Consider the following 20,495-nt stretch of genomic DNA (forward strand, 5'->3'; position numbering starts at 1 on the left):
CATCTTCCAAAATAAAGAATGTCTAGGGCATTTCGGGCTATATCTATCTTAGGCTTTCTGTCGACATTTAAGTATACTCCAAGTAGTACATTTTAAGCATCGTAGTCGCCATGTTTATTCTTTAATTTCATTCACAAGGGATATTTATATTATTTTAATGGTTTATAGGATGTTTTCCTAAACATGGAATGGGAATTAACCGTTAATATAAGAGGCATGTTTTAAATGATTGAATATTAAAAAGAGGTGTATTTTTTGGAGAACCAGCACATGTCACAGAATCCGCAGGAAACATCAAGACAGATGTACATTCGCCATGGCCAAAACGATGGGGAAACAAACAGGATGGCAGAGATATCAAAATCCTATGGTTCGTCTATTTTGTTTAGACGTTGGGGAGCAACGGTATTTGATTTCATATTCTTTGTGATCGGTTATATTGGCTTGTTTATCTCTGTCATTCAAATAACGGATAAATGGTTTTTGCCTTTGGCGATTGCAACCCGTTGTATCCTGCTTATAGCTTTTTTCTGCTATTATTTGCTTTTGGAAGGTTATACAGGCTATACGCTGGGTAAGTTCGTTTTTCGTATTAAGGTGGTTAACGGGGAAGAAAGGCCTCCTGGTTTTCATAAATCGCTAATTCGCACTTTGCTTAGATTGATTGAAACCAACCCTGTTCTAATGGGTTCGCTACCTGCTGTTATCAGCGTGTTAGTAACTGCAACAGGACAACGAATTGGTGATTTAGCCGCAGGTACATATGTTGTAAAGGTACGGGATTTAGAGCCGATTAGCAAAAAGACAATGAAATGTTCGCTGTTGATATTTTTTATCGCAATGGTGATCTTGGGAGGCTCGTTTGTTAATGCTATTTATATATGGCTGCATAATTATCAACCTCCTGAAGCTCCAGTGAGCAGGGCAGAGCAGAGCTTTATAAGTAAAGATGGTCGGTTTCAAATCTCAGCCCCGCTGGACTGGTCAACAGACCCGGATCGTGAAAAAATAACTGATATTGCGATATTTAATCCGTACATTCAAAAGTCCGTTGCAGTAGTGTCCAATTCGAAAAAGGAACTGGGCAATGTAACTCTCCAGCACTACGCAGAGAAAATTCAATACAACATGACCAAAGAGTTTAACCTTTCTACTATAGGACCTTCCTCTAACACAACGATTCATGGATATCCTGCCATTGAGTTTACGATTAAAGGACAGAAAGATGTGAACCATTATGTCACCCATGTAGCGATTATTGAGACCGAAAATGATTATTATCAGGTACTCGGATATACGCCCGCATCTAAATATAGTCGTTTTAAGAAAGAGCTGCATGATATTATCTACAGCTTCAGCGAGGTCCACCATTAGACTGCGCAGCTGGTGAAAGATAGGAACGACTCGAAAAACAGGGACTCTTGGGAGTAGCCTGCTTTTTGGGTATAATTCTATAATTCCCTCTCTGTATACGTAAACGGTTGCATTTCTGTGATAAAATAGGCTGACATGTACGGCAAAACGCTTTATTATGTTGTTCAGATGCACAATCAAATGAAAACTATTTCACAAGTGCAATCCGTCACATCACTATGTGTAAGGAGGAACCGCGAACTGTTCCAGATCTCCGAAAAACAAGCCCAAGACATCGTAGATAAAATGATGAAGGATATTCCATACAATATCAATATTATGAACGAACGAGGCATCATCATTGGCAGCGGAGAGAGTGAACGAGTCGGGACTGTTCATCAAGGAGCCGTTCAGGCGCTCGAAACCGGAAAAATGATTGAAGTATGGCAGGATGGTCACTACGAGAAGCAAGGGACTAATGAGCCGATTGTCATTCATCATGAGCGGGTCGGCGTCATTGGCATCACGGGAAACCCCGATGAAGTGCGCCCTTTTTGCAACATCGTCAAAACTACGGTATCCCTCCTGATCGAACAAAGGATCTCCCTGGAGCATCTGGCTCACGAAGCCAACCGCAAAAAATCCATGCTGGAAATGCTGTTGCATCATCAGGGGGCCTACACTCAAAAAATAAAAAAAGAAGCGGCTCAATATCACATTGATCTGCTTCTAAAAACTTCGGCGGTATATGTAAAGTACTTCCCTGCTGACCCGGCTCATGTAGCCGAGCTGTCCAAAATATTCATGCAGCATCCATCCTTTCATATGGAAGAAGACAGCTATCTCATCCTGATCCAGAATCAGGATTCAATAGACAAACTGCTGGAGCCGCTTGTACGCAGCTATCCTGATGTGCTGATTGCCATCAGCAGACAAGAGCATAACATTGCAGAATGTTATTTACAGGCCAAGTCAACCATGAATGTTTTGCTGGCTCTGCGACCGCCTGTACGGATGATTTCCTTTGCAGAAGTCGAATTTCTGGTCAAGCTGAGCCAATCCAGCCTGACGAACACGATTCATATGGTCAGCAAGCTGGAAGATACCGTGGATTTGCTGGATACGCTGCGCAGCTTTATTAACCATAACGGCAGTGTCTCCTTTACTGCAGACGAATTAAATATCCATCGCAACACCCTGCAATACCGCCTGAAGCGGATTCATACCTTAACGGGTAAAGATCCCCGGAATCTTCTTCAGCTTTTTGAGCTTACACACGGCTTGTTGGCACTCTACCAATGAACGGCTGTATTATGCCAGATCATTCTGCGGTAAACGTCTATTTCCCTCGCCGCCACTCCCGGATTTTATTCAATCTGTCTCAGTATTAAGGGGAAAAATCCGGGAACGCGGACGAGCGCTCCATTTCTAACGCATTCGTGCTATAATCCGCCTTCTAATCATTGGCTACTCGCTGAATTGAAGCACCCTTGCAATATTCTCGCATGTGCGCTCTATATTTTGCGGCCCTTCGACCAGCAGCTTACCCAGCTCCGAGGCTCCCGGCACGATGCCAAACACCGCATCTATTCCTTCCTGGTATAGCGTATCGATCCCTTCCCCGACATAGCCAGCGACCGCAATGACCTTTTTGCCGGATTGCTTGGCCACCTGAGCCACCCCATATGGAGTTTTTCCGAATTTGGTCTGAAAATCAATGCCACCTTCCCCCGTAAAAACGATGTCCGCATTCGCCAGCTTCTGCTTTAATCCGGTGTATTCGATCACAATCTCAATGCCTTTTTGCAGCGACGCCTGAGTAAAAATCAGCAGACCCGCACCCAATCCGCCAGCTGCGCCTGCGCCTGGAAGATCGCGCACATCCTTGCCCAGCTGTCGCTTCACTACATCTGCATAGTGGGCGAGATTGGCATCCAATTGTTGCACCATTTCCGGGGTTGCCCCTTTTTGCGGACCGAATACATGAGATGCCCCATGCTCTCCGCACAGCGGATTCGTCACATCACAGGCTACAATCAATTGCACCTGCTGCAAGCGAGCATCCAGTGATGAAATATCAATACTGGCCAGTTCTCCCAGACTGCCGCCTCCGCGAGGGAGAGTGTTTCCTTTGGCATCTAGAAATCTGGCACCAAGTGCTTCGGCCATGCCTGTCCCGCCGTCATTCGTCGCGCTTCCACCAATGCCGATAATGATCTTTCGAATCCCCTGATTCAGACACTCACGGATTAACTCACCCGTACCGTAAGTTGTTGTCTTTAGCGGGTTTTTGTTATCCTTATTAACCAGATGGATTCCGCTGGCGGATGCCATCTCGATTGCCGCAGTGGTGCCGTCTCCCAGCAAGCCGTATGCAGCAGTTACAGGTTCTCCAAGCGGCCCAGTCACCTCGAGATAACGAAGCTGCCCACCTGTTGCATCCACCAGTGACTGCACCGTTCCTTCACCACCGTCCGCCATTGGAATGTGAACATAATTCGCGGCCGGATAGACCTTGCGCAGTCCTTTCTCCATTGCGATACACACTTCTTTAGCTGTCATGCTTTCTTTAAAGGAATCCGGTGCCAGCACAAATGTCTTCTCTCTCATCTTTTCACCCCATCATCAATATTAAAGTAAAAATCCATACATCAGTGTCGCTACAATGGCCATTGTTCCACCGACAATAGCTTCGTAAGGAATAAGTCCCATCCGTTGTTTAATACTCATTTTCATGCTGTCTGCCGTGACGTGAAAATAGTTGCCTTGTGGCAAGGAATCGATAACCGTTGCCCCTGTATGTACCATCACAGCTGCGGCGAGCGGGGCCGTCCCCATATTCAGAATCGCTTCTCCAAACGAGCCTGTCGCCAAAATGACTCCCGTCGAGGTCGACGCTGTCGCAGCCGCCATCAGAACACCTGCAAGCGGTGCCAACAATGTACCGGAAACTCCCGAAGCTTCAATCAAACCAACTACCTGTGCAGACAAATCCGATGCTGAGATCAGACCTGCAATCCCACCTGCACCGATCAAAATCAGCACGGTCGCCGTCATTTTATTTAAGCCGGAGGCTGAATATTTCAAAATATTACGTCCTTGCCCCATTGCCAGCATACCCACAATCCCGGCAATCGGCAAAATGTACATCGCATCGACTTTGAAACTCGACAGTGCCTCAATACCGGAGATCGACCCAATCGGGTTAATCATCAGCAAAATAACAGCTACCAACGGAGCTACAATCGCCCGTCCCAGCGCCGGGTACTTCGAAGTATCCACATCACTGTCCATAGTATCCTGATCGGATACCTTTACACCTTTAGTTTTCAACAGAGACGCCACCAGAACGGTCATCAATAAGCCACATATCGCAGGGACCACACCTGCCAGCATCACATGGCTCAAATCCAGGTTGAAGCCGCGCGCCGCCGCAATCGTATTGGGATTCGGAGAAATAATGTTCCCCGCTTTTCCCCCTCCAGATAAGGCCAGCAGGAGCGCCAGCTTGGAAATCCCCATTTTGTTCCCGACCGACAACGCAATAGGTGCCACGATCAGCACGGCGACCGGAATAAATACGCCTACCGCCGTAATAATCATCGTCGCCAAAGCCAGTGCGAGAATTGCTTTGCTGCCGCCAAACTTCTTCACAATAGCCTGCGCAATCGTCTCCGCCGCCCCGGATTCCATCATCACACCCGCCAATACACCTGCGGCAAGCACACGAATGACCGTCCCCATCACACTTTGCGTACCGCTAATCAATACACTAATGGTCTGCTCCAAATTGGCTCCGCCCAATAAAGCGCCTACAATGGCTCCCAAAAACAAAGCATAAACCGGATTCAGCTTTCTCAATATCAAAATAATTGCAATAGCCAGCCCCGCCAGAGCTCCTATCCAACTGATCGTCAATCCTTCCATCTGCCTAACCCCCCGGGCAATTTTTGATTACGCTTTCATTATATCGATTGCGGAACGTAAAAAATATTGAAGAACAGACGAAATTGATTGTGCATTTGCACATATGTACTTCTTTTTTTCCATTTGGACGCACGCAATGGATACGCTTGCAAAATTAAAAATTTAGATTATAATACTTGTATACAAGTATACTTGAATAATTAAGAAGGTGAATTTATGGTCGAATCAAGGGAATTCCTATATCCCTCCAAATGGCTTTTAAAAGCCTCTGCTGGCGATCGTGTAACATGCGAGCTTAGAATGCGTATTATTTCTGGCGCGATTGAAAGCGGTGCCATATTATCAGAAAATAAATTAGCTGCAGATTTTGCTGTAAGTCGCTCACCCATTCGTGAAGCGTTAAAAATACTGGCATCCGAAAATATCATCCGATTAGAAAGAATGGGTGCAGTTGTTATTGGTTTATCAGAAAAAGAAATAGAAGAAATTTATGATGTCCGTCTACTCATAGAATCGTTTGTATTTGAACGGCTTGTAAAGATGGATACTAATGATTTAGCAAAGGAACTTAGTAAAATACTGGAAATGATGAAAGTCGCAATTAAATATAGTGATGCTGATGAGTTTTCATATCAAGATGTCTTGTTCCATGAAACGATTATTCGTGCAGTTAATCATTCATACATCCTGATGATCTGGAATAATTTAAAGCCTGTTATGGAGAGCCTCATTCTTTTGTCGATGCGGATGCGTTTCAAAGAAAAGTATGAAGACTTTACACGGGTCGTAAAAAATCATGAGCTTTATATTGAAGCAATCAAAGCAAAAGATAGAGACCTCATGATCAAGTCTTTACATGAAAACTTTGATGATGTTCAAGGTAAAGTAGAAGACCTATGGATGTCACAACAAATGCTGTCTAAAGGAGTAGTGCAACAAAATGACTAACTATATGTTAGGTATAGATATCGGAACCACAAGTACAAAAGCAGTTTTATTTAGTGAAAAAGGCGAAGTCATCCAACAAGAAAATATTGGGTATCCGCTTTATACACCGGATATAGCGACAGCAGAACAAAACCCGGAAGAGATTTTTCAAGCAGTCCTACAAGCCATTTCGAACATAATGAAACATCACTCACAAAAAAAGCTGTCGTTTGTTTCATTTAGCAGTGCCATGCATAGTGTCATTGCGATGGATGAAAATGACCTGCCGCTTACATCTAGTATCACTTGGGCAGATAATCGGAGTGAAGCTTGGACACATAAAATAAAAGATGAATTGAATGGCCAAGAAGTCTATAAACGAACAGGAACACCAATTCACCCCATGTCACCATTAACTAAAATAGCTTGGATTGTGAATGATCTCCCTGAAACCGCTGTCAAGGTTAAAAAATATATTGGAATTAAAGAATATATTTTTAAAAAGTTCTTTGATCAGTATGTTGTTGATTATTCCCTGGCTTCAGCCATGGGCATGATGAATCTCGAAAACCTGGATTGGGATGAAGAAGCATTAAAAATTGCTGGTATAACACCTTCTCAATTATCTGAGCTCGTACCAACAACCCAGATATTTACCAACTGTAATTCAGATTTAGCAAAAGAGATGGGTATCGATCCACAGACATCATTTGTCATTGGAGCCAGCGATGGAGTCCTTTCTAATCTGGGTGTGAATGCCATACGAAAAGGCGAAGTTGCCGTCACAATTGGGACAAGCGGTGCCATTCGAACCATTATAGACAAGCCGCAAACAGACGAAAAGGGAAGAATATTCTGTTATGCCTTAACAGAAAAGCACTGGGTAATTGGCGGGCCGGTAAACAATGGCGGGATGGTCCTGCGCTGGATTCGTGACGAACTTGCCTCATCAGAAGTAGAAACAGCGAAAAGACTAGGAATTGATCCATATGATGTGTTAACCCAGATTGCTGAACGTGTAAGACCAGGATCTGATGGATTGTTATTCCACCCATATCTCGCTGGTGAACGTGCGCCCTTATGGAATCCAGACGTACGTGGCTCATTCTTCGGTTTAACGATGTCACATAAGAAAGAACATATGATTCGCGCAGCCCTAGAAGGAGTCATTTACAATTTGTACACCGTATTTTTAGCATTAACCGAATGCATGGACGGTCCTGTGACCCAAATTCAAGCTACAGGAGGCTTCGCAAGGTCAGATGTTTGGCGGCAAATGATGTCTGATATATTCGCATCTGAAGTCGTCGTTCCAGAAAGCTACGAAAGTTCTTGTCTAGGAGCTTGTATTTTAGGCTTGTATGCCACCGGAAAAATCCAATCATTTGAAGTCGTTTCTGAAATGGTTGGCAGTACCAATAAACATACACCAAAAGAAGAAGCAACAAAGGAATATAGGAAATTGCTGCCGATTTTTATTAACCTATCCAGAGTATTAGAAGGCGATTATACACGGATTGCCAATTATCAAAGAGGCTTAATAACACACTAAAAAGATAAATACAGGGGGTAATTACAATGCCATTAGTCGTTGTAGCGATTGGAATTTTAGCACTATTAGTTTTAATCATGGGCTTCAAATTAAACACCTTTATTTCATTAATCATTGTATCGTTCGGTGTGGCTTTAGCACTTGGAATGCCATTAGAGGAAATTGTCAAAACCATTGAAGCCGGATTAGGCGGGACACTTGGTCACTTAGCGTTAATCTTTGGACTTGGAGCGATGTTAGGTAAGTTGATTGCTGATTCTGGTGGTGCTCAAAGAATTGCCATGACCCTCGTTAACAAATTTGGTGAAAAAAATATCCAATGGGCGGTCGTAGCTGCTTCATTCATTATTGGTGTGGCGTTATTTTTTGAAGTAGGACTAGTATTGTTAATTCCAATCGTATTTGCCATTTCAAAAGAATTAAAGGTTTCTATCTTATATCTCGGTATTTCGATGATTGCAGCTTTATCCGTAACACACGGTTTCTTACCTCCACACCCAGGACCGACAGTTATTGCTCGTGAATATGGCGCGAACCTTGGTGAGGTTTTACTTTACGGTTTCATTATTGCCGTTCCAACAGTTATTCTAGCTGGACCTGTTTTTACCAAGCTTGCCAAAAAACTCGTGCCTGCATCATTTACGAAAACCGGTAATATTGCCTCTTTAGGTGAACAAAAAGTGTTTAAGTCCGAGGAAACTCCTGGATTTGGTATCAGTGTATTTACTGCAATGCTTCCTGTTATTTTAATGTCTATTGCTACGATTATTACTTTGCTTCAAAAAACAATGGGGGTTGAAGATAATAGTTTCCTAGCAGCGATCCGTTTTATTGGTGATGCATCAACTTCCATGTTGATTTCCTTACTGGTCGCTGTCTATACAATGGGAATAGCAAGAAAAATTCCAATCAAAAATGTAATGGCATCTTGTACAACGGCTATTACTCATATTGGGATGATGCTCTTAATCATTGGGGGAGGCGGAGCCTTCAAACAAGTACTGATTAATGGCGGCGTAGGTGACTATGTAGCCGAATTATTCAATGGAACTACATTATCACCAATCTTGCTTGCCTGGATCATCGCTGCAATCTTACGTATTTCCTTAGGTTCTGCAACTGTTGCAGCTTTAACAACCGCTGGTTTAGTTATTCCGATGTTGGGACAAACCGACGTTAATCTTGCTTTAGTTGTGCTTGCAACGGGAGCGGGTAGTTTAATAGCTTCACATGTTAACGATGCTGGTTTCTGGATGTTTAAAGAGTATTTTGGTTTAAGCATGAAAGAAACATTTGCAACATGGACATTGCTTGAGACAATCATTTCTGTAGCCGGATTAGGATTTATTTTAGTACTTAGTTTATTCGTATAAACCATGATTTCCGGGCGGTAGATCCCCCCGCTTATCTTTTCTTAGAATCCTCTAAGTCTATAAGTGTGGATCTACTGCCTATTCATTTCAAATAAAAGGAGCAGGAAGAAATGTTCAACACAATTGGTGTCATCGGTTTAGGGGTAATGGGCAGTAATATCGCTTTAAACATGGCTGGTAAAGGTGAGCAAGTGGCTGTCTATAATTATACGAGGGATTTAACCGATAATCTTGTTAATAAAAATGAAGGTCAATCCATCCATCCCTACTACGAAATTCAAGATTTTGTTTACTCCTTAGAAACGCCAAGAAAAATCTTCCTTATGGTAACAGCGGGCAAACCGGTCGATTCGGTGATAGATACATTACTACCCTTTCTTGAAGCAGGCGATGTGATCATGGACGGTGGGAACTCCCATTACAAAGATACGGAACGTAGATATGATGAATTGAAGTCAAAAGGAATCGGTTATTTAGGAATCGGTATTTCCGGCGGTGAAGTTGGGGCTTTAAAAGGACCTTCGATCATGCCTGGTGGAGATAAAGACGTATATGAAAAGGCAGCTCCTATTCTAACAAAAATAGCAGCCCAAGTTGATGGAGACCCTTGCTGTGTTTATTTGGGTCCAAAAGGATCCGGTCACTTTGTAAAGATGGTACATAACGGAATCGAGTATGCAGATATGCAATTAATCGCAGAAACCTATACATTTTTAAGAAAAAAGTTATGTTTATCTGTGAATGAAATTGCTGACATCTTTGAAATATGGAATCAAGGGGAACTGAAAAGCTATTTACTCCAAATCACAGCAGAGATTTTACGGAAAAAAGATGAAATAACAGGCTTGCCACTAGTCGATGTGATTCTTGATAAAACAGGGCAAAAAGGCACAGGTAAATGGACAAGCATTCAAGCAATTGATCATGGGATCCCATCATCCATTATTACAGAGTCATTGTTTGCCCGTTACATCTCCTCTTTAAAAGAGGAGCGGGTTTATGCAGAAAATATCCTGACAGGTCCAGAGATTGGTCAGCGGAGTTTAGATAAAGATTTGTGGATTGAGTATATTAGACAAGCTTTTTATATGGGTAAAATTTGTGCCTACGCTCAAGGATTTATACAATATAAAATGACTTCTGAACTTTACGGATGGGAGTTGCCTTTAAAGGATATTGCCCTTATTTTCCGTGGTGGTTGCATCATTCGCGCAGAATTTTTAAACGTAATAAGCGAAACATATCAAGAACATCCGAATCTGGCTAATCTATTAATCGCCCCATATTTCGCTGAAAAGGTTAAAGAATATCAAATAGGATTGCGAAAAGTTGTCTGTGAGGGCATTAATTCGGGTACTTCGTTTCCATGTTTAAGTGCTTCACTTACTTATTACGATAGTTACCGGACAGGCATTTCAAATGCTAACCTTTTGCAAGCACAAAGAGATTATTTTGGTGCTCATACTTATGAACGAAATGATTTGGCAGGATTCTTTCATACAAACTGGCAGTGATCGATAGTCGTAGTAAATCTCTAGAGCCCTAATGAAGTGGTTCTTTCCCTTCATTAGGGCTCTCCTTTTGAATACATTTTCCTATTATCTCATTTTTGAACGATTGAACTAGTCGTTTCTGTTGTACCTTTTGCCTCACCATGTCCTGCACCAAATAGGTTCAATACCACCACACCAATAACAATTAAAGCAATACCCACGACACTCCCTGTATTGATTTTTTCTTTCCAAATCAATACCGAAATCAGCGTTGTCGCAACAGCTCCTACACCTGACCAGATGGCATAAGTCATATTTAACGGTAGCGTCTTAAGGGCCAGAGAGATAAAGAAAAAAGAGATCACAAATGCAACAATCGTGAATAAAGTCGGATATAGTCTGGTAAATCCTTCTGAAGCCTTAAGCATTGAAGTTCCAATGAGCTCGCCAACAATAGAAATCGCCAAGAAAAGATAAGCCATTATTCATTCTCCTTTATATATGTCTTTAATTCTTCCATCATTTTTTGCCTCATTTCTCCATTGGGAGGAGCAAGCCCAAACATTTCAGCAAACCACAAACCGTCCATAGCTAATCGGACTATCGTAGAACGAACCGGATTCAATTCATCGTTCTCAATTTTATTTTGGATATTAGCATACTCGTCCTGTAGAAGCTTTAACATCTGAGGATTCGTAAACTGTGCTGCTGAGAGAGCGGTATACAGGTCATTTACGTCCTGATCTCCAGAAAGAGATGTATTCATATAAGCGCGAGTCCATCTTCCTTTGGAATGCATATCATTTTGTGCCCGCTCATTAAATTCGGTGACAAAGCTGGTCGATAGTTGTTCAACCATGCCCAGAATCAGCGCATCTTTATTCGGAAAATGGTAAAGCAATCCTCCTTTACTGATCCCTGCCTTCTTAGCAACGGCTTCTAAAGTTAATTTTTCTACTCCTTCTTCATGCACAATCAGTGAGGCGGCTTTAAGGATTAGTTCTCTTTTTAACTCTTTTTTACTGGTATTCATTTTTCATCACCCACTTTATTATACCGTCCAGACGGTTTTATTTCAAGTTAATTAAAGTTATGGGTTTAGTATATAGTCAAAAATGCTGCAATTATGTATTCATACATATAGGAAGTCATGGGATCAAATCATTTCCATAGAGTATACTATACGAGTATAAGTTAGATGCACAATGAAATCCTATAGGTATAGGTATTCAAATACAGCGCAGAAGAGGTTGAAAATGAGTCAGAGGCATTTTACAGATTATCCATTAAGTGAAGAAATCGTGAGAGCGCTGAATAGCCTGGGCTATGAGACGCCAACAAAAGTTCAGACGGAAGTCATCCCAGTTGCCCTTGTGAAGAAGGACCTTGTCGTCAAATCACAGACAGGTAGCGGCAAAACAGCGGCATATGGTATTCCACTTTGCGAGTTAGTAGATTGGAATGAGAATAAGCCTCAAGCTTTAATCTTAACGCCAACCCGTGAACTCGCATTGCAGGTCAAAGAAGACATCACCAATATTGGACGCTTTAAGCGGATAAAAGTGACGTCTCTTTATGGGAAGCATCCTTTTCATATACAGAAGGCTGAGTTAAAACAAAGAACGCATATAGTTGTAGGTACGCCAGGGCGTGTATTGGACCATATTGAGCGAGGCACGCTATCGCTAGAACAGATGGCCTATCTTGTTATTGATGAGGCTGATGAGATGCTGAATATGGGCTTTATTGAGCAAGTTCAGTCAATCATTCAGGCGCTGCCTAGCGACAGGGTTACGATGTTATTTTCCGCCACTTTTCCTGACGATGTGGCCCAACTGTCACGCAAGTATATGGATCATCCCGTTAACATTGAAATTAAAGCGACCGGTATCACGACAGCCACCATTGACCACTCTCTTATTCAGGTGATGGAGACGGACAAGCTGTTGCTGCTTCAAAATCTGCTCATTGTTGAGAATCCTGACAGCTGTATTATTTTCTGTCGCACGCAGGAGAATGTCGATATATTATTCAGGGAATTGGCCGATCTCGATTATCCATGTGATCGCATTCATGGGGGTATGGAGCAAGAAGAAAGATTCGAGGTGATGAATGCGTTCCGAAGGGGGCAATTTCGTTACTTGATTGCGACAGATGTAGCCGCCCGGGGCATCGATATCACGAATATCACCCATGTCATTAATTACGATATTCCCCTTGAGAAGGAAAGCTATGTTCATCGCACCGGACGTACGGGACGTGCAGGCAAGACGGGTAAAGCAATTACCATAGTCACTCCGAAGGATAGCAAACGATTAGCCGATATTGAAGCATATATTGGATTTGCGATTTCACCGGTAAAGGCCCCCTCAGAGGAGGCTATCGATCGCTGTAGAGAAGATTTTGAACAGAAGCTACATGTTAAAATTAAACTGAAAAAAGATAAGCGCGAGCAATTAAACCAACAGATTATGAAACTTAACTTCAATGGCGGCAAGAAGAAGAAACTTAGAGCCGTAGACTTTGTTGGGACAATCGCTAAGCTTGACGGGGTGACAGCAGACGATATAGGAATTATTACAATTTTCGATCATGTAACAGACGTTGAAATTCTGAATGGCAAGGGACCACTTGTACTTGAGATTATGAAAAATACGACCGTAAAAGGTAAGCTGTTAAAGGTGCGCAAGGGGAATAAATAGAAGCTACATGACACAAAAAGGGCTAGAGGAGGGAACTGTTAAACCAACAAAAAGTCCTTTAGGGAAATTAAGATAAGAACTGAGGAGAGACCATGCCATCCCGAGAGCAGAAAAATGAGTATTTTACTACGGGTCAGATATCAAAGCAAACAGGTCTTACCGTGAGAACATTAAGATATTATGATCAGATAGGTTTGTTAAAGCCTTCGAATTACGGTCAAGCTTCACAACGGATGTATAACAAGCTGGATTTGATTAAGCTGCAAAAGATACAAACGTTAAAGTATCTCGGTTTAACGCTTATTGATATTAAACAAATGGTAACGGAAAGCCACATTCAGGAACAGGATCTGCGAAGCTCATTAAAAATGCAACGAGAGATCATTTTACAAAAGACAGCTCATCTGCAATTCGTTTTTAAAGCTATAGACGAAGCTATAGAAAAGTTAATTCATACAGGGGAAGAACACGTGGATTGGATGGCACTGGCTGAGCTTATTCATGCGGTACACATAGAGAAGGATTGGGTGGAGCAGTACCACACGGCAAATCGGTTACAAACTAGAATTGAATTATATGAAAAATGCGGCGTGAATAAACAGGGGTGGCATCGATGGTTTTTTGAACATTTAGGCAATCGATCGAATATCAGAATTTTAGAAATAGGTTGTGGAGATGGAACTTTATGGTCTAGGAATGCGGACAGAATATCTGAATCATGGAAAATAACACTCACCGATCTTTCACCCGGTATGTTGGAAGAAGCTCGCAAAAATATCCGTGACACGACAGGGAAAATCAAATTCGTTGTAGCCGACGTTCAGTCGATTCCTTTTCACAACGAAGAATTCGATATCGTGATCGCCAATCACATGCTGTATCATGTGCCGGATATTCCAAAGGCAGTCTCCGAAATATACCGTGTGATGAAACCAAAGGCACTTTTCTATGCATCCACGATGAGTAAAAGCCACTTGCATGAAATTGACCTGATCGCACAATCATTCGATCCAGAGATTAAGGTACTAGATCCTATTATGAAGCGGTTCGAACTTTACAATGGACAAGAACTACTATTAAAAAATTTCTCGGAAGTTAAGTCAATACGTTATAAAGATCATTTAATTGTAGACGAAGTACAGCCGCTATTGAGCTATATAACATCAACACCTATGAATGCAAGAAATATACTGGTTAAAACAAAACTGGAGCAATTCATTGCATTTATTCAAAACAAACTGAATCTTGATGGAACTATTCGGATTACGATGGATTCCGGTTTTTTCCTTGCACGTAAATAATGCTATTCAGGACTGTTCTATAGTAATTATCTCTTTTGTGGATTGGGCAAAAAAAATCTTGCAGTTGACGTAACGTAACCCAATATAATGAGAGCCATCAAAAGAGAGGGGATACTTGGAATGAATCCGAAAATCAGAATTGTAAACGAAGAAATTTTGTCCGATAACTGGTATGTGCTTAAGAAAATTACTTACATGAGCGAAGCAAAGGACGGCTCTTGGAAAAGCCAGGCCCGGGAATCATATGACCGCGGGAACGGGGCAACCATTCTGCTCTATAATCGGGAGCAGCATACCGTAATTTTGACGCGACAGTTTCGGATACCGACTTATCTGAACGGGAACGAGACGGGGTTATTAATTGAAGCTTGCGCCGGATTGTTGGACAAGGAAAGCGCAGAAGACAGCATACGCCGGGAGGCCGAGGAAGAGACCGGTTACAGAGTGACAAAAGTACAAAAAATCTGCGAGGCCTACATGTCGCCAGGTTCCGTAACGGAAATTTTACATTTTTTTGTTGCAGAATACACGCCCACCATGAAGGTTGGAGAGGGAGGAGGGGTCGCTGAAGAGCAAGAAAACATCGAAGTAATGGAAATTCCTTTCCAGCAAGCACTCGAAATGATAAAAGAAGGCGAGATTAAAGACGCAAAAACGATGATGCTGCTACAATATGCTCAAATAAACCGGCTACTGGACCCCGTTCCAAGTCAGCAGCATATACTCATAGCCGGCCCTTATCGTTCAGGGACGGGAGACGATCCACATTTGATTCAACGGAACATAGATTTTATGAATGATATTGCACTTAAAGTATACGAGGCCGGTCATTTACCTATACTTGGTGAATGGTATGCACTCCCATTAATCGAGAAAGCGGGATCACAAAGAATCGGAGACGAAATCTTTAATCGTATATTTCATCCATCCTCTGTTCGACTCTTGAAGTATTGTGATGCCGTTCTTCGTGTTGGAGGCCCTTCACAAGGCGCAGATGAAATGGTGAAAGCAGCGCTCAGCATGGGGAAGATCGTTTATAGAGAGTTAGGTGATATTTCTTAGATTATATATGCAGAGTCATCGAAATAAACAAGCGTCTGAGCGAGTAGAATTCGTTCAGACGCTTGTTGTACATTAAGGGAAATGAGCAAATATGCGTGCCAACCTAAATGATGCACACTGTTTTCCTTCAAGGCCTCGCCCATGGCACTAACTGCGCAGATATTGTCTCAACCATTGAAGCGCGGGGCGTTCCGTGCCGTTTGAATTCAGCAGATGTGTGTTCGCCTTCCAGGTTTGTCCCTGGATATACCCCCAGAGCGTAACCCCCTTCACTGAAGGATGCTGCCAGAGTACCGGGAACTTCTCCTTGTATCTGGCAAGTTGGGTGTTGTCATCACCAGTTATATCCAATTCCGACACATAGATTGGCAACCCTGTTGCCGCTAGCTTGTTCAGTACAGTGTTCATCGTGTTGACTGAGACGGTATCCATATTGAACTGGTGGCATTGAATGCCAATTCCGTCAATCAAGCCTCTACTCTTGAGCTGATTAATAATATTGACATATTGATCGGTTAATGAAGGATCGCTGATAATTCCATATTCATTGATAAGCAGCTTGGAATTCGGAAAAGCTTGTCTAGCCTGTTGGAACGACCATATGACCCAATCCCATCCGGTCGATCCGTCACCGCCAATAGCATTGCGGAAGGACGGCTTCGCATGTAGCGGCTCATTCACCACATCTACAAACGCTGCATTCGGATAGCGCTGGCCGGCTGCTTTGATCCACTGAGTCACTTCCGCTTTCTGATCGGCAGCCGACAGTCCGCTTACCCATCCTGGCTCCTGACTGCCCCATACCAAGGTGTGAAACTTGAACGGGAAGCCATTGCTACGAGCATAATTGTAGGCGGTATCCGCCTGCGACCAGTTCATGTTATTACGGCTGCCTTCAACCGAGCCCCACTTGGTCGAATTCTCCGGCGTCACCTGATTCCAGTACGTTCCGTAACCTGCAGGGACACTGCCGGCAATAACATTTCCGAGGAATTTGCTTCCATTCACCAGACCAGCATCAGCCTGATTCACCAGAACAGACGATAACAACACACCCGCCAACGCCAAACTGCTTACCAACTTGCCTACTTTAAGTCCCAACATTATCATTTCCTCCTCACACGTATAGTTTTTTGATACCTCTCACCTAAAAATAAAACACTTACATTTCCAATTATAATAATTAGTGGCTGTTTCTCGCAACGTGTGAAAATAAAGATTTTACCCAAGAAACTTTACATCATTGCGGGATAGCTAAACATCTGGCACTTCCTTTGATACATCGTTTCGAATAAATCCAGCTTCCTATAACCTCTTACGTATCCGGGATGACAGAGTCAGCCATTTTTGCGGACCAGGGTACGGTTCATCACGCTATCTGTAACAGCAAATTCAAAGGGCACCCAACCGGGTGCCCTTTGTGCGCAACACATGTTTTCACACATGCGGATATGGAAACATACCGTTACAATTGATGATGAAATATTCCATCATCCCATTTACTTCCGGAATAAACTTCAACTCTATGAAGCCAACAACGTTGATGATAATCGTTCTGCTTTATCGTATTCTCTTAGAGAGTTGATATAACACCTAAATAATTTTAGAAGGGGTGTCCCTTTTGGTCATCTTCATTTGTTATACAGATATAGTTTTCTTTTTGATTAGAGGAGGTGCCTAAATCCTTGAATGAGGAAATCGAATACAGAATCAAACGAGTTCAAGCCGGCGAAATCCAGGATTACGCCTACATTGTAAAGGAGCATCAGCGTCAGATTTTTGTGTACTGCTGGAGGCTATTAGGAAGTGAGCAGGAGGCGGAAGAAGCTGTGCAGGATATTTTCGTCAATGCTTTTGAGAAAATCAACATGTACAAGCCCACAGCGGGCTTCTCCTTCTGGCTGTATAAAATGGCTTATCGTCACTGCCTGAACCTAATTCGCAGGAGGAATCTACAGCGTAAATTTAGGACTATCCTGTACACCTCAACTAACATGATTTCAGACAGTGCAGCGCAGGTTATAGAACGTCAGCTTTTCAGTGAACCGCTGAGCCGGGCGCTGGACCAACTGAATGCAGAGGAGCGAAACTTGCTGGTGCTGCGCATTTTTGAAGAAAAATCGTTTGGGGAAATCGGAGAGATCATGAACAAAAGCGAGGGCGCTATCAAGAAAAAATACGGCAGAACAAAAACAAAGCTCAAAAAAATTATGGAACCCATAGAGGAGGAACAAAAATGCGTGAATTACAAAACAGAACTCAAGAACAAAGCCTGAAATACACCGATTTGCAAGACAGGGGATTAAAAAACATGGACATATTGACCGAGCCAGAGAACATTTTAAAAATCCAAGCATTTGACGTCTCTGACAAAGTGATGGAACATGTCTACCAAAAGGCGAAACCCCAAAAGGGATTCATTGTGAAAATGCGTTTTCAGCCGCGTATCACCGCCCCCATAATGATCATGCTTTTTGTATTAGGCGCCTCTGTGACAGGATACGCCGCTTCGCAATATCTTGAATTCCGAAACAGCAAGGACGATGTCGTATTAAGTACTGCCAAAACACCTACCGAAACGGACGCCTCCAAAACGTATACATACACCTACGCAAAGTGGAACGAAGAGGTGAGAGACCGCTTGCAGCCCGGAGAGTATGCCGCCTATTACATCAAGGACGATTCTATGAATCAAAGAAACCTGTCTAATCCGGTCCTGTTTGCATACAAACCGACCGAACTTTCTAGCTTCAGCAGCTTGCAGGATGAGATCAAGCGGACAAAAGCTCCATTATTCCGTAATCCCACTCATCTACCGGATGGCTACCGGTTTGATTTCGGATACGTCTATCCAGTCGCTGCATATCCTGGGATGATGGACAAAAAGGAATATCGGGCTTTAACGGATAAACTGATGCATCAAGCCGAAACCGCACCGAAAGGTGAAAATCTGTTTACTCAGAAGCTAAGCTGGGACAAATCAGACTTCTCCTTCGCACGGTATGCGAGAGGAAACGACTATGTAAACATCACTGTCACCAAATACGCTCCTGAAGTCACGAAGACGATCGTGATGCAAAATGGACAGGATTCGGCTGAGGAACTGACGATCAAAGGAACCAAGGCCTATTACATCAGGGCAAGCGAAACAAGCAAGTCCTTGGAGGTAGGAAAAAACCGACTGGGCTGGCTCGATGAAAAAAGACGTTTACACTACAACATATCTGATAACCAGAACAGTCTGCTGACCAAGGATGATCTAGTAAAAATAGCTGAGGATTTGCTTAACAGTTCACCACAATAGCTGTAACGTCAAAAATTTATACACTAGTTAGAAACCGCATGGTGGCCAAAACGGGATATAGAGCTTCCCCCTCCCTATATCATCAGCGTCGCTTGGTCATTTGTTTTTGAATTTTATTTTTGATGCGCATACACTTATGCAAATGCAAAAAATGATGTCTGGTTGCCGGCATCAAGACCAATCCGGCAATAGTCTTTTTGCTCCAATATTCACCGATATCACATGCTTCATGTAGAAGCGCATGTTCATCAAACAACCTTTTGATTCTGTCGGCTTGAACTTTTTGCCTGAACTCACCTGATGGCAACGACGATATGATTTCACGCGTCTGTTTTCCAACAGCCATTCTATATTCCAATAAAGCACTAATATCAATACCTGCGCTTAATTTTGCAACATCGCTATCGCTCATACTATTTCCGCTGTGGGAAAATTCGATATTCATTTTTTGTAGCCAGTGATCAGAATAAAGAACCTGCTGACCGTCAGCAACCAGAATATTCATGGTCATATCTTCGATTCTGGAAATATGCCAAAGATGCCATACGATTGAATTTTTGGTATCTGGAGCGTTCACCGGATATCTTCTCAATGCCTGCTCGTCCAAATGCTCCAAAACAGCATCCTCAAATGTGGGGGAATTGCCATGAGTCATTTTTGATGAATACAGCCATGCATGATGAGTGAGAAATAGTTCAATTGCACGAATATGTTCATGAGGTTTGGATATGATTTCTGTTAATCTTTTATGTTCTTCATTCCACGCCTTTCGTTGTTCCATATCCATTGTTATTTGTTCCTTTCGCCATAAAATCATATTTCTACCGGCATATGGGCTTCCTTTCAATATAACATTTGACGGTTTGATTTAATGGGCATTTCCTCACTAACTGTTTACCTTGATATTTTTTGTGCTTATTCTGCATGTACGGATTATCCTATTGCAACAGGCCAGGTCTTTTGGGGAATCACCAACCGAATGTGATCCGTACATGCAGACAGGAAATGCAGATTGGCTTCGCCTATCGGTATATCCTAGTGAATCGGGGTTGTTGCTGCGGCAATGTCCCGGAAAGCCCAATGTCCGGCCGGGACATCTGACCACCTGGCCGAATCGGCGAAGGATACCGGCTCTCTCTTCCCTACCCGATTGAACAAAGTGACCGCCTCTGCCCGGCTCAGAGTCTGGTCCGGCTTGAAACTGCCGTCCGGCATGCCATGCATATATCCGGCTTGCTGCACCCGGGCAATATCACCTTCCGCCCAGTGTCCGGCCGTATCCGGGAAGGCAGTCGAAGCTGAAGCTGGACCGCTCAGATTTTGCCAGCGTGCCAGCACTGTCGCCAGCTCCGCTCTAGTGATCGGACGCTCCATCCCAAAAGTGCTGCCGCTATAGCCCTTCATCCATCCGGCCGTTGTCACGGTATCAATCGCTTCAGCAGCCCAGTTCTGCCCTGCAACATCCGTATAGTTGACGCGCTTCTGCGATACTGGCGATTCC

18 protein-coding genes are annotated in these 20,495 nt (G+C 43.1%); 11 read left to right on the forward strand and 7 right to left on the reverse strand.

The genetic code is table 11. The annotated features are described in order from the left end of the window. The first annotated feature begins 345 nt into the window (after window positions 1-345). Complete coding sequence (locus tag WG8_RS25210; protein WP_232289171.1) at window positions 346-1,374, forward strand: RDD family protein; 1,029 nt, start codon at window positions 346-348, stop codon at window positions 1,372-1,374. 180 nt (window positions 1,375-1,554) lie between these two features. Continuing rightward, window positions 1,555-2,655, forward strand: coding sequence for a CdaR family transcriptional regulator (locus WG8_RS25215; protein ID WP_442950087.1), 1,101 nt, complete (start codon window positions 1,555-1,557; stop codon window positions 2,653-2,655). Between the two features lie 165 nt (window positions 2,656-2,820). On the opposite strand, the gene WG8_RS25220 is transcribed toward WG8_RS25215, so the two are convergent. Then, window positions 2,821-3,963, reverse strand: a complete 1,143-nt coding sequence (locus WG8_RS25220; protein ID WP_007433133.1) for a glycerate kinase family protein — start codon at window positions 3,961-3,963, stop codon at window positions 2,821-2,823. A gap of 21 nt (window positions 3,964-3,984) precedes the next feature. Then, window positions 3,985-5,280: a GntP family permease gene (locus WG8_RS25225; RefSeq protein ID WP_007433134.1), complete on the reverse strand. Its 1,296-nt coding sequence runs from the start codon at window positions 5,278-5,280 to the stop codon at window positions 3,985-3,987. A gap of 216 nt (window positions 5,281-5,496) precedes the next feature. Here WG8_RS25225 and WG8_RS25230 point away from each other — a divergent pair, with 216 nt between their 5' ends. From WG8_RS25230 to gnd, 4 genes are all read left to right on the forward strand, one after another. Then, the gene (locus WG8_RS25230; protein WP_007433135.1) at window positions 5,497-6,228 is read left to right on the forward strand and encodes a GntR family transcriptional regulator; all 732 of its coding nucleotides are present in this window, start codon (window positions 5,497-5,499) and stop codon (window positions 6,226-6,228) included. Next, a complete protein-coding gene (gntK, locus tag WG8_RS25235) occupies window positions 6,221-7,759 on the forward strand; it encodes a gluconokinase (RefSeq protein WP_007433136.1) in 1,539 nt (512 codons plus the stop codon). Before WG8_RS25230 ends, gntK begins: the two co-directional genes overlap by 8 nt. Before the next feature lie 26 nt (window positions 7,760-7,785). Further along, on the forward strand, window positions 7,786-9,132 hold the full coding sequence (locus tag WG8_RS25240; protein ID WP_007433137.1) for a GntP family permease: 1,347 nt from the start codon (window positions 7,786-7,788) through the stop codon (window positions 9,130-9,132). A gap of 110 nt (window positions 9,133-9,242) precedes the next feature. Then, window positions 9,243-10,646 (forward strand): decarboxylating NADP(+)-dependent phosphogluconate dehydrogenase, encoded by a 1,404-nt coding sequence (gene gnd, locus WG8_RS25245; protein WP_007433138.1) that lies wholly within the window; start codon window positions 9,243-9,245, stop codon window positions 10,644-10,646. Window positions 10,647-10,735: 89 nt separating this feature from the next. Here gnd and WG8_RS25250 read toward each other — a convergent pair whose 3' ends face one another. Both WG8_RS25250 and WG8_RS25255 read right to left on the reverse strand, forming a co-directional pair. Further along, a complete protein-coding gene (locus WG8_RS25250; RefSeq protein ID WP_007433139.1) occupies window positions 10,736-11,107 on the reverse strand; it encodes a DMT family transporter in 372 nt (123 codons plus the stop codon). Next, the gene (locus WG8_RS25255; RefSeq protein ID WP_007433140.1) at window positions 11,107-11,658 is read right to left on the reverse strand and encodes a TetR/AcrR family transcriptional regulator; all 552 of its coding nucleotides are present in this window, start codon (window positions 11,656-11,658) and stop codon (window positions 11,107-11,109) included. The genes WG8_RS25250 and WG8_RS25255 overlap by 1 nt, the downstream gene beginning before the upstream one ends. 223 nt (window positions 11,659-11,881) lie before the next feature. Between WG8_RS25255 and WG8_RS25260 the strand changes: the two genes are divergently transcribed. From WG8_RS25260 to nudK, 3 genes are all read left to right on the forward strand, one after another. After that, on the forward strand, window positions 11,882-13,327 hold the full coding sequence (locus WG8_RS25260) for a DEAD/DEAH box helicase (protein WP_007433141.1): 1,446 nt from the start codon (window positions 11,882-11,884) through the stop codon (window positions 13,325-13,327). Between the two features lie 92 nt (window positions 13,328-13,419). Next, a complete protein-coding gene (locus WG8_RS25265) occupies window positions 13,420-14,628 on the forward strand; it encodes a MerR family transcriptional regulator (protein ID WP_007433142.1) in 1,209 nt (402 codons plus the stop codon). A 120-nt stretch (window positions 14,629-14,748) separates the two neighbouring features. Continuing rightward, the gene (nudK, locus tag WG8_RS25270) at window positions 14,749-15,690 is read left to right on the forward strand and encodes a GDP-mannose pyrophosphatase NudK (protein ID WP_007433143.1); all 942 of its coding nucleotides are present in this window, start codon (window positions 14,749-14,751) and stop codon (window positions 15,688-15,690) included. Window positions 15,691-15,837: 147 nt separating this feature from the next. Here nudK and WG8_RS25275 read toward each other — a convergent pair whose 3' ends face one another. Continuing rightward, window positions 15,838-16,794 carry an endo-1,4-beta-xylanase gene (locus WG8_RS25275; protein ID WP_007433144.1) on the reverse strand — a complete coding sequence of 319 codons (957 nt, stop codon included), beginning with the start codon at window positions 16,792-16,794 and terminating at the stop codon, window positions 15,838-15,840. 581 nt (window positions 16,795-17,375) lie between these two features. Between WG8_RS25275 and WG8_RS25280 the strand changes: the two genes are divergently transcribed. Together WG8_RS25280 and WG8_RS25285 are read left to right on the forward strand one after the other, a co-directional pair. Next, window positions 17,376-17,966, forward strand: coding sequence for an RNA polymerase sigma factor (locus WG8_RS25280; protein WP_007433145.1), 591 nt, complete (start codon window positions 17,376-17,378; stop codon window positions 17,964-17,966). Then, window positions 17,927-18,994 (forward strand): hypothetical protein, encoded by a 1,068-nt coding sequence (locus WG8_RS25285; protein ID WP_043891418.1) that lies wholly within the window; start codon window positions 17,927-17,929, stop codon window positions 18,992-18,994. Before WG8_RS25280 ends, WG8_RS25285 begins: the two co-directional genes overlap by 40 nt. A gap of 82 nt (window positions 18,995-19,076) precedes the next feature. Here WG8_RS25285 and WG8_RS25290 read toward each other — a convergent pair whose 3' ends face one another. Beyond that, window positions 19,077-19,781 (reverse strand): DinB family protein, encoded by a 705-nt coding sequence (locus WG8_RS25290; protein WP_007433147.1) that lies wholly within the window; start codon window positions 19,779-19,781, stop codon window positions 19,077-19,079. 248 nt (window positions 19,782-20,029) lie between these two features. Further along, window positions 20,030-20,495: S-layer homology domain-containing protein (locus WG8_RS26085; RefSeq protein WP_007433148.1), on the reverse strand; the 466-nt coding region annotated here is incomplete at its 5' end.

The sequence above is a fragment of the Paenibacillus sp. Aloe-11 genome, from assembly GCF_000245715.1.
GTDB lineage: Bacteria > Bacillota > Bacilli > Paenibacillales > Paenibacillaceae > Paenibacillus > Paenibacillus kribbensis.